The sequence below is a fragment of the Paraliomyxa miuraensis genome (assembly GCF_026337845.1).
Taxonomy (GTDB): domain Bacteria; phylum Myxococcota_A; class Polyangia; order Nannocystales; family Nannocystaceae; genus Paraliomyxa; species Paraliomyxa miuraensis.
Window position 1 is genome coordinate 160,848 of the sequence record NZ_JAOVZF010000145.1, and the last position, 13,570, is coordinate 174,417.

Genomic DNA, 13,570 nt, shown 5'->3' on the forward strand with positions numbered 1-13,570 from the left:
CGATTTCACTCGATTACAGGGATCGTGCCGCAGGCCGCCCCGAGAAGCGAAGTGCCACCGCCCGTCCCGTGTCGTCCTCCACGCCTCGCAGCTCGATCACGAGCTCGTCGCTCGTGACGGTGATCGTGGCATCGGGCGGCTCGGCGAACAGCAGCGCGTACTCCTGGCCGTCCTCGGTCAGCAGCGCGAGCACGCACATGCCGGGCTTGCCCTCGATGGTGCCGCCGTCGGGTCCGAGCTCGGAAGGCGCGTAGGGTACTCGGCAGCCGATCCCGAACGAGCACAGGCTCACCTCGTCGCCGGGCTCGAGCGAGGTCTGGTCGGTCGGCGAGCGCACTCGCATGCCGCCCACGGTGCCCTCCCAGCGACCCTCGAACCGCGATGCATCGACGCGCTCGACTCGCTGCACCGGCGGCTGCTCGGGAGCGGCGGTCGCCCCGACCGGCTCGGGCTTCGGAGCGCGCTGGCAGCCCGGCAGCGTGCAGGCGAGCGCCAGCGACGAGGCGAGCGCGATGCAGGTCGGGGAGCGCACGGCGGGCGCGATCCTACGCTACGCCGTGCGCAGGGTCAGCGGGGGCACGTCGTCGGTGGCCGGGTCGTAGGAGGCGCCCTCCTCGAGGTCCACCACCACCGTCCGTCCGGCGCCGAACCTGCCCTCGAGGATGCCCTGGGCCAGCCGGTCGATGATCGCCCGCTGGATCAGCCGCTTGAGCGGTCGGGCGCCGAACTCCGGGTCGTAGCCGCCGCGGGCCAGGGCGTCGCGGGCGGCCTCGGTGACCTGCAAGCCGAGCTCGCGCTGGCGCAGCCGCGGCTCGAGCCGGCGCAGCTGGATGTCGAGGATCCCGCGCATTTGATCGCGACCCAAACTGTGGAATTGCACGATCCCGTCGAGCCGGTTGAGGAACTCGGGGCGGAAGTGCCGACGCAGAGCCTCGGCTCTCCCGCGCTCGAGCGCCTCGCCGGACAGGCCCGCGGCCGCGAGCTCGCTGCCGATGTTGCTGGTCATCAGCACGATGGTGTTGCGAAAGTCCACCGTGCGTCCCTGGCTGTCGGTGAGCCGCCCGTCGTCGAGCAGCTGCAGCAGCACGTTGAACACGTCGGGGTGCGCCTTCTCGATCTCGTCGAGCAGCACCACCGAGTAGGGACGGCGCCGCACCGCCTCGGTGAGCTGACCACCCTCGTCGTAGCCGATGTAGCCGGGCGGGGCTCCGATGAGCCGCGAGACCGCGTGCCGCTCCATGTACTCGCTCATGTCGATGCGCACCACGTGACGCTCGTCGTCGAACAGGAATTCGGCGAGCGCCTTGGCCAGCTCGGTCTTGCCCACGCCGGTGGGGCCGAGGAACAGGAACGAGCCCACCGGACGCCCCTCGTCGGCGAGGCCCGCCCGTGCCTGGCGAACGGCCGCGCACACGCGAGCGACGGCCTCGTCCTGCCCTACCACTCTGGTGTGGATGCCGTCCTCCATGTGCAGCAGGCGGCTCTGCTCGCTCTCCAGCATCTTGGCCACGGGGATCCCGGTCCACTTGGCGACGATCTCGGCCACGTCCTCGTCGGTGACCTCCTCGCGCAGGAACGAGCCGCCGCCGGCCAGCGCCCGGTGGAGGGCCTCGCGGGCGCTCTCGCGGGACTTCTCGAGCTCTCGCAGGGTGCCGTAGGTGAGCTCGGCCGCGCGGTTGAGATCGCCGCTGCGCTCGGCCCGGGCCGCCTCGCCCTTCATGTGGTCGATCTGCTCGTTGAGCTGCTTGATCTCGGCGATGCGGTCGCGCTCGGTCTGCCAGCGCGAGCGCATGCCGGCGACCTCCTCGCGCAGCTCGGCCAGCTCGGCCTCGACCGCGCGCAGGCGCTGCTTGGAGGCGTCGTCCTTCTCGCGCCGCAGGGCGGTCTGCTCGATCTGCAGGCGGGTGATCTTGCGCTCCCGCTCGTCGATCGGCTCGGGCACGCTCTCCACCTCCATCTTGAGGCGGGCCGAGGCCTCGTCGATGAGATCGATGGCCTTGTCGGGCAAGAAGCGGCTGGGGATGTAGCGATGCGAGAGCCGGGCCGCGGTCACGAGCGCGGCGTCCTGGATCCGCACCCCGTGGTGGGCCTCGAACTTGCCCGACAGCCCGCGGAGGATCGCCACCGTGTCCTCGACCGAGGGCTCGTCGATCAGCACGGGCTGGAAGCGCCGCTCGAGCGCCTTGTCCTTCTCGATGTGCTTGCGGTACTCGTCGAGGGTCGTCGCGCCGATGCAGCGCAGCTCACCCCGGGCCAGCGCCGGCTTGAGCATGTTGGCGGCGTCCTGCGCTCCCTCGGCCGCACCCGCGCCCACCAGCGTGTGCAGCTCGTCGATGAACAGGATGATCTTGCCCTCGGCGGCACAGACCTCCGCGAGCACGGCCTTGAGCCGCTCCTCGAACTCGCCGCGGTACTTGGCACCGGCCACCATCGCGGCCAGATCGAGCTGCAGCAGCCGGCGGTCGCGCAGGCTCTCGGGCACGTCGCCGCTGGCGATGCGCTGGGCGATGCCCTCGGCCAGCGCGGTCTTGCCCACGCCGGGGTCGCCGATCAGCACCGGGTTGTTCTTGGTGCGCCGCGCCAGCACCTGCAGCGCTCGCCGGATCTCGGCGTCGCGGCCGATCACCGGATCGAGCTTCTCTTGCCTGGCCAGCGCGGTGAGATCGCGGGCGTACTTCTGCAGCGCCTCGTACTTGCCCTCGGGGTCCTCGGTGTCGACGGTCTGGGTGCCGCGGACGTCGCGGAGCGCCGAGAGCAGCAGCTCGCGGTTGGCCCCCAGCTCGTGCAGCACCCGGGCCGCCTTGACCTCCTTGCGACGCGCCGCATCGGACACCAGCGCCAGCAGCAGGTGCTCGGTGCTGACGAACTTGTCCTTGAGCTCGGCCGCTTCCTTGGCCGAGAGCTCGAGCGCATCACCGAGCTCGCGAGCCACCCGCAGCTCGGCGCCGCTGACCCGCGGCAGCTTGGACAGCTCCGTCGCCAGCGCGCGCGAGACCGCGTTGGCGTGGACCCCCGCGCGCTCGAGCAGCGGGCCGACCAGCCCGCCGTCTTGCTGGACCGCGGCCGTGAGCAGGTGCAGGCTGGTCACCTCGGGGTGCCCCAGCTCCTTGGCCATGGCCTGTGCGTGAGCGAGCGCATGGCGAGTCTTGATGGTGGCGGATTCGGGGCTGAAGGCGGGCATGGTGGTGCTTCCTGTCCGTGGGGGTACGACCGTCCCTGCGCGACCGGGGCCATCGAGAGGACGGGCGGTGCGAGCACGGGTCGAAGCCGGTGATGCGCGGTGATGCGTCGGGCAAGGGCCGGCGATGACGCCGGATGCCCCGACGGGGGCACGGTGATGCTGGTGACGGCCGCGCTCGGTTCTCCGGAGCGCCGGGGGAATATGGGCCCGGGTCGCGACTGGGCAACCCCCCGGTGCGTGACCGGCGGTCCTCATTGCATCGGCGAGGCGGTCGCGGCAGGGTGAGCGCATCCATGATCGATCGCAGCGCGGCACGACGCAGATTCTTCGGCCTCTCGAGAGCAAGCCTCGCCGCCTCGTGCTCGTGGTTCGTGGTCGGTGTGGTCGGTTGCGGGGGTGATCAGGCGCCGCCGAAGCAGGAGCCCAAGACCGCGCCCGCCGTCGACGAGCCGTCCGAGGCCAAGGCCTCCACGCCACCGCAGCCCACGCGCCCGCCCGAGCCCGGGGTCCGGCCCGACGGAGAGATCGTATCGGCCGTGGCATGGTTCCATGGATCGCTCGAGCAGGCGCTCGCCAAGGCCACGACCGAGGGCAAGCTCGTCTTCGTCGATGTGGGCGCGTACTGGTGCCCCCCGTGCCAACGGCTCGACGAGGAGGTGTTCGTGCTGCCGGAGGTCGGGCGCACGCTCGGCGAGGGCTACGTGGCGGTGCACGTGGACGCCGAGAAGGGCGAGGGCCCCGAACTGGTCGAGCGCTACCGCGTGCAGGCCTATCCGACCATGCTCGTGCTCGAGGCCACCGGGGTGGAGAAGGGGCGCCTGGTCGACTTCCTGCCCGCGGACGAGCTGCTGACGGCGCTGCGGCGGATCTCCGAGGGCGGCAACGTGCTCGCCGAGCTCATCGACGCGGTGGAGACCGATCCCGACGACGTGGCCAAGCGCTACGAGCTGGCGCATGCGTACCTGCTGGCGGCCCAGGCCGACGCGGCCAGGTCCGAGCTCGATGCGGTGTTGCTGGCCGACCCGGTCGACGAGCTGGGGCTGGCCAGCAAGGCGCTCTACGATCGAGCGCTGTTCCTCACCTTCAAGCTCGAGGGCGAGCCCGAGCGAGCGATCGAGGAGTTTCGTGCGCTGCAGCGACGCTTCCCCGACAGCAAGGAGGCGGTGCGGAGCCGGCGGCACGAGGGGCGGATCCTCTGCGGGCTCGGACGGGCCGAGGAGGCCGTGGCCGCACTGGAGGCGATGGTCGCGACCAACCCCGAGGATCCCACGCTGGCCAGCAGCTACGGGTGGTTTTCCTTTCGCGAGAAGTGCGGGCTCGAGCCCGGGCTGGCGGCGGTGCGCAAGGGCATCGAGCTCGCGCCCGACGACGCGGATCTTCGCTATGTGGAGGCCGAGCTGCTGCACCTGCTCGATCGCCAGCAGGAGGCGCTGACGGCGATCCAGAAGGCCAGCGCCATCGAGCCGAAGTCCGCGTTCTATCGACGTCAGGTCAAGCGCTTCGAGCAGGCCGCGGCGGGTGGCCAGCCAGGTCGGGCCCACGGCGGAGGGCACGGCGGATGATCCGAGCCGTGGCCATCGGGGTGGCGGCGGTGCTGGGCTCGATGCCAGGCCTCGCACGGGCGGAGCCCGCGACGCCGCCGGTCGCCATCGACGAGGGCGAGGTGGACGAGTCCGAGCCCCAGGCGGTGGCGCCGGTCGCCATCGACGAGGGCGAAGTGGACGAGTCCGAGCCCGCGCCGACCACCCACGACGTCCCGGCCGACGACTTCGAATCCGAGCCTGGCCTGGCGCCGGGCGGGTACTACGGCCATGGCACCATCCTCGAGCGGCCGCCCCCCGACGGGCACAATCGGATCGTGGTGGGCTCCATCCTCGTGCCGCTGGGCACGCTGGCCACCGTGACCAGCGCGGTGGGCCTGTGGCTCACGGTCCCGACCCACTGCGCCGAGCGGCTGCGTCCGCTGGGCATCGAGACCACGGCCGGTCGCTGCCAGGGGCTCTACACGTTCAACGCCATTCGCACCGCCTACGGGGCGCTCATGCTGGCCAGCGGCGGCACCATCCTCGTGCTGGGGCTGCTGCAGCGCGAGCGCTACCGCAAGTGGCGGCTTCGCCACGGCATGCACGGGCGCGTGAGGCTCGAGCCGGGGCCGGGGGTCCTGCTCCGGTTCTGATTGTTCGGTTTTTGCTCCGGTGCTCGTTCCGGGCGCTACTCCTCGGTGGTCGAGTAGAAGCGGATCTTCGTGGGGTCGGGGTCGGCCCAGGTCTCGCAGGTGGGCGGGCGCCAGTTGTAGGCGACCGAGCCATTGGGGAAGCGCTTGGTGGGGCACACGATGTCCTCGCGGCCCATGTTGGTGTTGCGCGGGCTGCCGATGCACAGCACGCCAAAGTCGTCCCACACCGCCTCGATGACCACGCCCTCGTCGAGACTGGCCAGCACGTCGGGCAGGGTGGTGCCCTCGTTGCCCGGGCTTCCGTTGTCGGTCAGGCCGAAGAGGTTGCCCGGATAGGTGTAGGGGTAGCCGTCGGCGCAGTAGTCGGCTCGGATCACCCGGTTGGCGAGCGCGAACGCCATGGGGTCGACCGGAGCGAGCTCGGCCGGGCCATAGCCGTAGAGCGCCGCCTTGCCCGGGGCGCTCGACGTGCACGCGATGTGGTGCACGGCCTGCCCGGTGAACGTCATCGCGCCGGTGTCCCCGTTGACGGTCAGCCCGTCGAAGACCCGAGCCATTCGCAGCTCGTTGGAATCCTGCTCGCACAGCGGAGCCAGCAAGGTGCCCGAGATCGGGTCGACCTTGTGGAACTCGTAGAACGCTCCCACGCCCTCGAAGTCCATGTGATCGACGACCTGGATGATGGCGGGGTGATCGATCCCGTCGAAGGCGCGCACGGTGAACGTCAGCTGCATGCCGATGAGCTGATCGCCCTCGAGCACGTACTTCGGATCGGTCGGAGCCGGACCGCTCACGCGGATCTCGAGCTCGTCGCCGGGCTTGATCGTCGCCTTGGGCTGGCCACCCGCGGCCGCGCCGACCGTGGTGGTCACCGGTCCGTAGGGCGAGTTGGGCAGGTGGATCTGCGACAGCCTGGTCTCGTAGCCGTAGCTGTTGGTGTGCCACTCGCCCATGCGGTTGAACTCGTACACGTCGCGGGCGCTGGAGCTGACCCACTGATTGGTGTTGAGGGTCAGGCCGCCGCCCGTCCCGATGCCCCCCGCGCGAAAGTCGTTGCCACCATCACCGGCTTGATCGCAACCCGTCGCTCCCAGGAGGGTTGCCAGAGCCAGGGTCGAGAGCGTGCCGTGCGTGTCGATCATGATTCCCCCGCGGGCGCGCCCCTGCTTGGAGGTCACGCCCGCCCCGGGAGTCGGCTCCACGGGGGGATTTGTTCATGCAATCGCTCTCGAGGACATAAATATTGAAAATCATTGAATTCTCGTCGTGATCGAGCGACGACCTCCAGCGTCTGCCGGTTCCGGGGCGACGGATCGTGCTCCGAATCGCTATCGTCGGGCAGTGATCGTCTTCGCGCCGCGCCGTCGCGGGAGGTGCTCGAGGGAGGACTGCGCCTCGGCGCCGTTGTGACCCACGCGCGCAAGCAGAGCTCGCCCCGCGAGCCGAGCGCCTCCACGTGGCTCGCCGATCTCCCCTCGTCGGTGGTGGTGTTCCTGGTCGCGCTGCCGCTGTGCATCGGAATCGCGGTGGCATGTGGCGTCCCGCCCGAGCGCGGCCTGGTGACCGGCATCGTCGGTGGGATCGTGGTGGGCTCGATCGCGGGCGCACCGTTATTGGTCAGCGGCCCGGCCGCCAGCCTCATCGTGCCCGTGTTCGAGATCGTCTCGCAGCACGGCATCGCCATGCTCGGGCCGGTGGTGATGCTGGCGGGTGTGTGGCAGGCGATCGCGGGCCGGCTGCGCCTGGGCCAGTGGTTTCGGGCCGTGGCCCCCGCGGTGATCCGGGGCATGCTCATCGGCATCGGGGTGCTGATCTTCGCCTCGCAGCTGCACGTGGCGATCGATGCCGATCCGAGCTCGTCGTTCGTCGACAACGTCCTCACCCTGCCCGGCAAGCTCGCCGGCATGCTGTCGAGGGGCATGGCCGGCCTGGCCCCCGCACTGGTGGGGGCGGCCACCATCGCCATGCTGATCGGGTGGAACGCGCTGCGCCCCGCGCGGCTCCAGCTGGTCCCGGGGCACCTGGTGTCGCTGCTCGTCGTCACCTCGGTCACCGTGGCGCTCGGGACCGGGACCCGCGTGCTCGACATCTCGCCGAGCTTCTTCGACGGGCTCGAGCCGGTGAGCGTGACCAGCCTGGGCGTGCTGCTCGATGCCTCGCTCGTCGGTCGGTCGCTGGTGTTCGCGTTCGTGGCCAGCGCCGCCACCCTGCTGACCGCCGCCGCGATCGATCAGCGACAGACGCACTCGCAGGCCGACTTCGACCGCGAGCTGCAGGCGCAGGGCATCGGCAACCTCACCACGGGCCTGCTGGGAGGGCTGCCGATGACCGGCGTGATCGTGCGCAGCTCGGTCAACGTCGACGCTGGCGCCCGCACCCGCGCGTCGACGATGCTGCACGGGCTTTGGATCCTGGTGTTCGTGGTCGCGGCGCCCGAGGTGCTCGAGCTGATCCCCCGCGCAAGCCTCGGCGCGATCCTGGTCTACACCGGCTACAAGCTCGTCGACGTGGGGGCGCTGCGCGAGCTCTACGGGCGCGGCCGCTCCGAGCTGGTGATCTGCCTCATCACGCTGCTGGGGGTGGTGTTCCTCGACCTGTTCGTCGGGATCGTGGCCGGGCTCGTGGCGGCGGTCGCCAAGCTGGTCCACACGTTCACGAGCCTCCAAGTCCGCAGCGAGCCCAGCCGCGACTCCAACGTGCACCACCTGCACCTGGCCGGCTCCGCCACGTTCCTGCGCCTGCCGTACCTGGCCCAGGTGCTCGACGGGGTGCCGACCGACCGCGAGCTGCACGTGCACATCGACCACCTCGATCACATCGACCACGCGTGCCTCGAGCTGCTGTCGAGCTGGAACCAGCGCCGCCGCAAGAACGACGCGCCCGGCATGGTGGTGGAGTGGGACGAGCTGACCGACCGCTACCGCGAGGCGCTCACCGGAGCGCGCCCCGTCGCGCCCCGATCGATGCTGCACCTGGTGTGGGGCGAGTGGAAGCGCGTGCACCGGGCTGCGGCCGCCGCTCCGGCGCTGGCCGAGCGCTGGCTCGAGCCCTCGCGCGTGCACGTGGGCCTGCGGGCCCAGGAGCTGCGCGACGTGGTCGTTGCTGCATCGCAGCTGCTTGCTCCGCACGCAGGGCAGCCGGCGGACCGGCTCGTCGCCGCGCTCCTGCAGCGCCCCGAGGGTCACGTGGGCCTGGGCGAGGGAGTGAGCCTGCCGCACGCGCCGATCGAGGATCTGCAGGAGCCGATGGTGGCGCTGGTCACCACCGCGTCGCCGCTGCTGGTCGACGGCGACCAAGCCGACGTGTTCTTCGTGCTGCTCGCCCCGGAGCACGACCACCACGCGCACCTGCGGGCGCTGGCGCACGTGGGCCGGCTGTGCCACCACGCGGGGCTGCTCGATCGGCTTCGCGCGGCCACGCACGCGGACGAGGTCGTGGCCGCCGTGAGCACGGCCGAGCGCGCGTTCTCGCGGGCCGACGAGCCCGGCGACGCTGGCCCCGAGCGACTGCTGGCCGTGATCGAGGTCGACGAGCACGACCCGGCCCGGATCGCCGAGCTGGTGGCGCAGGGGTTTGGCGAGCCGCTGCGGCTCTCGCCCGGCGACGAGGCGTTCCGGGCGCTGCGCGCGGTGGTGCGGGGGCGGAGCGAGCACCCGCTGCTGGTGATCCCCGTCGAGGCGCGCGAGGTGAACGTGCTGCAGGCGCTCTTGCGGGAGCAGACGCACCTCGAGCCCGGTGCGCTGGTGCAGCTGCATCTCTTGCGGAGCGAGCAGCCGCTCGAGCCGCTCGGTGGGGGCGCGCATGCGCGCTGAAGCGACGCCGCCGCGGTGAGCGAATTTGCTCTCGAGGGCCTTCGGGTCAGCGGCGCGGCACGTGGATGGGGAACCGGCCTCGTGATCGAGGCGCGAGCTCCAGCCAGGGCGCCACGAAGATCAGCAGCGCGACCAGAACGCCCAGCCACCCGCTGATCACCACCACGTGCCACCCGTGCGTCACCACGATCTCTTCGGCCGCCATCGCGCCGTAGAGCCCCAGCATGCCCACGAGTCCCCCGACGATCACCGAGCCCAGCATGCGCCCCCGCAGGGGCCTGAGCACATGGGCCGTTGCGATTCCGAGCAGCGCCCACGAGGGGGGGAGCCACCCGGGGAACGGGAGGGGCGACGACGGGTGCACGAAGCTCATCAGCCCGACCAGCACGGCGGCCAGCTCTCCCAGCGTGCCGAGGATCGCTCCCGCGAGCAGCAGCCGCAGGTCGCGACCCCGGTGCTCGGAGATCGACACCGCCAGCACCAGGACCGACCACGCCAGCACCACGCCCGCGCCTCGCCTGTCCAGCGCGCATGCCAGCAGCGGCACTGCACAGCCGAGCTGCAGCAGCCCCAAGTTGAGGAGGTTCGCTCGTCGCGTGCTCATGGGGCTCGGGATGCGGAGCGCTGCACGATGGAGTGCACGAGGTCGTCGCCATCCAGGCCGGCCTCGCGGGCGAGCTCGCCGTTGCGCCACAGGTGGAAGTCCACCGCGATGCGGACGGTGCTCGCATCGGGAGGAAGGTCCGTCAGCTCGAGGGTCAGCCGCCGGCGCTCGCCCGGTGCGAGGGTGGTGTCGGGGCCCAGCTCGCGCAGCCGGGCGACGTCGACGGGCCGCTCCATGCGGAGCTCGCGTTCGGCCAGGAGCTCGTCGTCGGCCCCGCGCGCCGACAGGTGCACCCGGACGTAGCGCTCCGGCTCCGCGCTGGGCAGGCGGTGCCCCGTGCCGTTGACGAGCACCAGCGATGCCCGTGCCACATTGGGCTCGTCGATCACGAGCTCGAGATCTTCGACGATCACCCCCTTGGCCACGAACTCGCGATCGAAGGGACCGAACAGCCGGTGGTTCGTGTGGGGGCGCAGACGCCCCCCGTTGGCCGCGGGACGTGCGTCCTCCGTCGGCATGTGGCAATCGGCACAGCGCTCCCGACCGCCCCGCTCGCGATACTCGTGCCACTCGGTCACCGTGTCGATGATCGGCCGGTCGAGTCGTCCGATGCGCTCGAACCCGAACTGATGGCACCGGGCGCAGGTCTCCACCGCCCGGAGCTCCGCCTTGCGCGTGGGGTGAGGGGCCCCGGCCGCGTCATCGAAGGGGCCGAGCATGTGGCCGTCGACCTGGTGGCAGGAGACGCAGGTCACCCCCTCGCGCTGGAGCGCCGGGTCGAATCCATCGTTGGGCCACGACAGCGGGATGATCGCCGGCCATGCCATCCACAGCCCGTGCGTCTCCGATGGGCGCTGCTCTCTGAGCGGGGTGTGACAGCGATGGCAGACGAACGTCGTGGGCTGGTGTCGCAGCTCCGCCTGGTACAGGGGATCGTCGAACGCTCGCGCATGACCGCTGCTCGCCCACTCGTCATGGATCTCGGCGTGGCATACCCGACACTGTTGGGCCGAGAGGCTGCCGACCCCGGCGGCGGGCTCCATCGGCTCGTAGAGCGCGGGGGCGAAGTCGCCGTAGACCCATGCGCCGAGTCCCGCCGTCGCGACGACCAGGACCCCCACCGCAACCCCCACCACAACGAGGCTTCGGTGCTGCCATCGTCGGCGGGGGAGGGCGTCCTTCGCAGCCGTGAGACCTGCCAACGCACCCGATTTTGCGTTACGCTCGCAGGCCGAGTCAACGAACGGTCCTCAACACGTTGCCCTCAGCACGCTGCCATCGAGCAGCCCGTGTCGTGAGCATTCATGCGAATCTTGCTCGTGCAACCCGCTCCGTTCGAGCCCGGCCGCCTCGGCCTCGAGAATGTCATCTGGATGTCGGAGCCCGTTGCGCTGGCACAGCTCGCGGCGATGGTGCCCGACCACGAGGTTCGCATCCTCGACATGCGCCTCGAGGAGGACGTCGAGCTCAATCGCGTGCTGCTCGAGTTCCAGCCCGACCTCGTGGGCACGACGTCGATGACCACCGACTGCTACCAGGCCAAGGCGGTGCTCGAGGCCGCCAAGGGCACCCTGGGCCCGGGCTGCTTCACGATCGTGGGTGGGCACCACCCCACGCTGTCCCCCGCCGACTTCGAGGCGGACTGCGTCGACGCGATCGCGCTCGGCGAGGGCGAGGAGACGTTCGAGGAGCTCGTCGCCCACCTCGCCGCGGGCAAGCCGTTCGACGCGCTGCATGCCATCGATGGCCTGCGGTTTCGCGACGCCACCAACGCCTGGGTCACCACCGAGAAGCGCAAGCAGAACCGGGACCTCGACTCGTTCCCGCCTCCGGCCCGTCACCTCGTTCGCCGGCGCCCCGGCGACTACTTCTTCATGACCGCCGGGCCGATGGCCTCGATCAGCACGTCTCGTGGGTGCAGCTTCGACTGCAATTTCTGTGCGATCTGGGAATTCTACGAGCGCAAGACCCGGTTCCTCAGCGCCGAGGCCATCTGTGACCGGCTCGAGCAGATCGAGGAGCGGGTGGTCTTCTTCCTCGACGACAATTTCCTCACCAATCGTACCCGCCTCGGCCAGCTCTGCGACGAGATCGAGCGGCGAGGGATCAAGAAGTACTACGCGACCCAGGGGCGCACCGACTTCATCGCCGACAACCCGGAGCTGATGAAGCGCCTGCGCGACGCCGGCCTCATCATGGTCCTGTCGGGCTACGAGTCCAACGAGGAGCACGGGCTCGAGTACTTGCTCAAGCGCACCACGGTGGAGAAGAACCGCCGGGCCGCCGAGATCATGCAGGAGCTCGGCATCATCTCCACCGGGATCTTCATGGTGCGCCAGGACTTCTCCGAGGAGGACTTCGATCGGCTCTATGCCCACATCAACGAGCTCGGCGTCGCGATTCCGCTGGTCTCGATCCTCACCCCGCTGCCCGGCACCCAGCTCTATCGCGAGCGCTACGAAGAGCTCCTCACCACCGACGCCCGCTTCTTCGACCTCTTGCACTCCGTCCTCCCCACCAAGCTCCCCCGCGAGCGCTTCTACGAGAAGTTCGCCGCCCAGCGGGACTCGGTGTGGGCGTCGGTTCGCAAGGGCGCGCTGCCGGCGGTGCGCAAGCGGCCGGCGTTCTTCCTCCATACCTTCGGGGGGGCGCTGCGCTGGCTCAAGAAGCGCAGCGCCTACTTCAGCATCGTGCGAGATCCCGGCTCGCACCTTCGCGACGAGCTCGGGACGATCCCCGTGGGGATCACCGTGGAGAACGCGCCGCTTCGTGCCCGGCCCGGGCCCGCGGCACCGGTACCGCTGAGTGCATCGCCGTCGCTCGTGCAGCTGCGCGTGGCTCGTGCCGAGGGTCCGGCGCAGCACGTGCTCTCCGTGTCCGAGGCGGTCACGGCGGCCGATCCGGTCGTGGTCATCCCCAGCGCGTCGAGCCCCCGGTCCAAGCGGCAGGTGCATGATGCTCCGTTCCACGACGATCCCCGGGAGTTCCTCGCCCGGCTACGCGCGTTCGTTCGCAGCCACCCCGCGGTCAATCATCCGCTGCTGACCCGACTGGTGCACGTGCCGTTCACCCGCGAGGACCACAAGATCCTGGGGTTGCAGCACCACGCGGTGGTGGGCCTGCACACCCGATGCCTGGAGCAGCTCTTGCCTCGTGCCTGCGGTAGCGAGGCCAGGGTCTGGATCCTCGAGGCGCTGCTCCACGAGCACGAGGGGGCCGGTCGCGAGGTCCACGTCGCGCGGCATCGCGAGTACCTGCTCGCAGCGGGTGCCAGCGACGCGGAGGCGCTCGACACCCCCCTGCACGCCCACGTGACGGCGTTCGTGCGTGCTCAGCTCGAGCTGTGCACCAACGAGCCCTTCCTCGTGGGCTTGGGCGCCGTGGGCCCCGGCCACGAGTGGAGCGTTCCTCCCATGTTCTCGTTCGTCGTGCGGGGACTGTCACGGGTCGGCTTCACCAGCGACGAGCTCGACTACTTCCACCGCTGCGTGCGGCGGCCCGAGCGGCAGGAAGCCTGGCTCGAGCACGCGTTGGTGTGCTGTGCCGACGGCCACGAGGCGCAAGCGCAGATCTACGAGGGCACTGCGGCTGCACTGGATGCATGGGCGCGGCTGTGGACGGGGGTGCAGCGCAAGATGGTTCGCTGGCGTCAACCGGCCAATCTGCACGTACGCTCGCAGTCGGCGCACGGGAGGTACGACGAGGGCAAGGAACTCACGCTCCGGCAGTTCTCGCGCGAGCTCGTGCCCCGTCGGATGCTGCCGACGGCATGAGCCCTCGGCGCTGGGCCGAGCGCC

The 13,570-nt window shown here is 70.6% G+C and carries 9 protein-coding genes; 4 read left to right on the forward strand and 5 right to left on the reverse strand.

Features of this window, described 5'->3' with window-relative positions; all coding sequences use genetic code 11:
- Positions 1 to 13: 13 nt before the first annotated feature.
- Together OEB96_RS12360 and clpB are read right to left on the reverse strand one after the other, a co-directional pair.
- Positions 14 to 532 carry a hypothetical protein gene (locus OEB96_RS12360; RefSeq protein ID WP_266215790.1) on the reverse strand — a complete coding sequence of 173 codons (519 nt, stop codon included), beginning with the start codon at positions 530 to 532 and terminating at the stop codon, positions 14 to 16.
- A gap of 18 nt (positions 533 to 550) precedes the next feature.
- On the reverse strand, positions 551 to 3,181 hold the full coding sequence (gene clpB, locus OEB96_RS12365; protein WP_266215791.1) for an ATP-dependent chaperone ClpB: 2,631 nt from the start codon (positions 3,179 to 3,181) through the stop codon (positions 551 to 553).
- Between the two features lie 293 nt (positions 3,182 to 3,474).
- Between clpB and OEB96_RS12370 the strand changes: the two genes are divergently transcribed.
- Positions 3,475 to 4,743, forward strand: a complete 1,269-nt coding sequence (locus OEB96_RS12370; RefSeq protein WP_266215792.1) for a thioredoxin family protein — start codon at positions 3,475 to 3,477, stop codon at positions 4,741 to 4,743.
- A gap of 8 nt (positions 4,744 to 4,751) precedes the next feature.
- A complete protein-coding gene (locus tag OEB96_RS12375; protein WP_266215793.1) occupies positions 4,752 to 5,357 on the forward strand; it encodes a hypothetical protein in 606 nt (201 codons plus the stop codon).
- Positions 5,358 to 5,392: 35 nt separating this feature from the next.
- Here OEB96_RS12375 and OEB96_RS12380 read toward each other — a convergent pair whose 3' ends face one another.
- Complete coding sequence (locus OEB96_RS12380) at positions 5,393 to 6,559, reverse strand: ADYC domain-containing protein (RefSeq protein ID WP_266215794.1); 1,167 nt, start codon at positions 6,557 to 6,559, stop codon at positions 5,393 to 5,395.
- 204 nt (positions 6,560 to 6,763) lie between these two features.
- Between OEB96_RS12380 and OEB96_RS12385 the strand changes: the two genes are divergently transcribed.
- Positions 6,764 to 9,169, forward strand: a complete 2,406-nt coding sequence (locus tag OEB96_RS12385; RefSeq protein WP_266215795.1) for a SulP family inorganic anion transporter — start codon at positions 6,764 to 6,766, stop codon at positions 9,167 to 9,169.
- A 46-nt stretch (positions 9,170 to 9,215) separates the two neighbouring features.
- Here the strand turns inward: OEB96_RS12385 and OEB96_RS12390 are convergent, their stop codons facing one another.
- Together OEB96_RS12390 and OEB96_RS12395 are read right to left on the reverse strand one after the other, a co-directional pair.
- Complete coding sequence (locus tag OEB96_RS12390) at positions 9,216 to 9,773, reverse strand: DUF2878 family protein (protein WP_266215796.1); 558 nt, start codon at positions 9,771 to 9,773, stop codon at positions 9,216 to 9,218.
- Positions 9,770 to 10,894, reverse strand: coding sequence for a hypothetical protein (locus tag OEB96_RS12395; RefSeq protein WP_266215797.1), 1,125 nt, complete (start codon positions 10,892 to 10,894; stop codon positions 9,770 to 9,772). Before OEB96_RS12395 ends, OEB96_RS12390 begins: the two co-directional genes overlap by 4 nt.
- A 252-nt stretch (positions 10,895 to 11,146) precedes the next feature.
- Between OEB96_RS12395 and OEB96_RS12400 the strand changes: the two genes are divergently transcribed.
- A complete protein-coding gene (locus OEB96_RS12400) occupies positions 11,147 to 13,546 on the forward strand; it encodes a B12-binding domain-containing radical SAM protein (RefSeq protein ID WP_266215798.1) in 2,400 nt (799 codons plus the stop codon).
- Positions 13,547 to 13,570 lie beyond the last annotated feature (24 nt).

Bases quoted from the DNA above. Each gene is read 5' to 3' on its own strand.
- clpB (WP_266215791.1), bottom strand. From the start codon at position 3,181: ATGCCCGCCTTCAGCCCCGAATCCGCCACCATCAAGACTCGCCATGCG.
- OEB96_RS12370 (WP_266215792.1), top strand. From the start codon at position 3,475: ATGATCGATCGCAGCGCGGCACGACGCAGATTCTTCGGCCTCTCGAGA.
- OEB96_RS12390 (WP_266215796.1), bottom strand. From the start codon at position 9,773: ATGAGCACGCGACGAGCGAACCTCCTCAACTTGGGGCTGCTGCAGCTC.
- OEB96_RS12400 (WP_266215798.1), top strand. From the start codon at position 11,147: ATGTCGGAGCCCGTTGCGCTGGCACAGCTCGCGGCGATGGTGCCCGAC.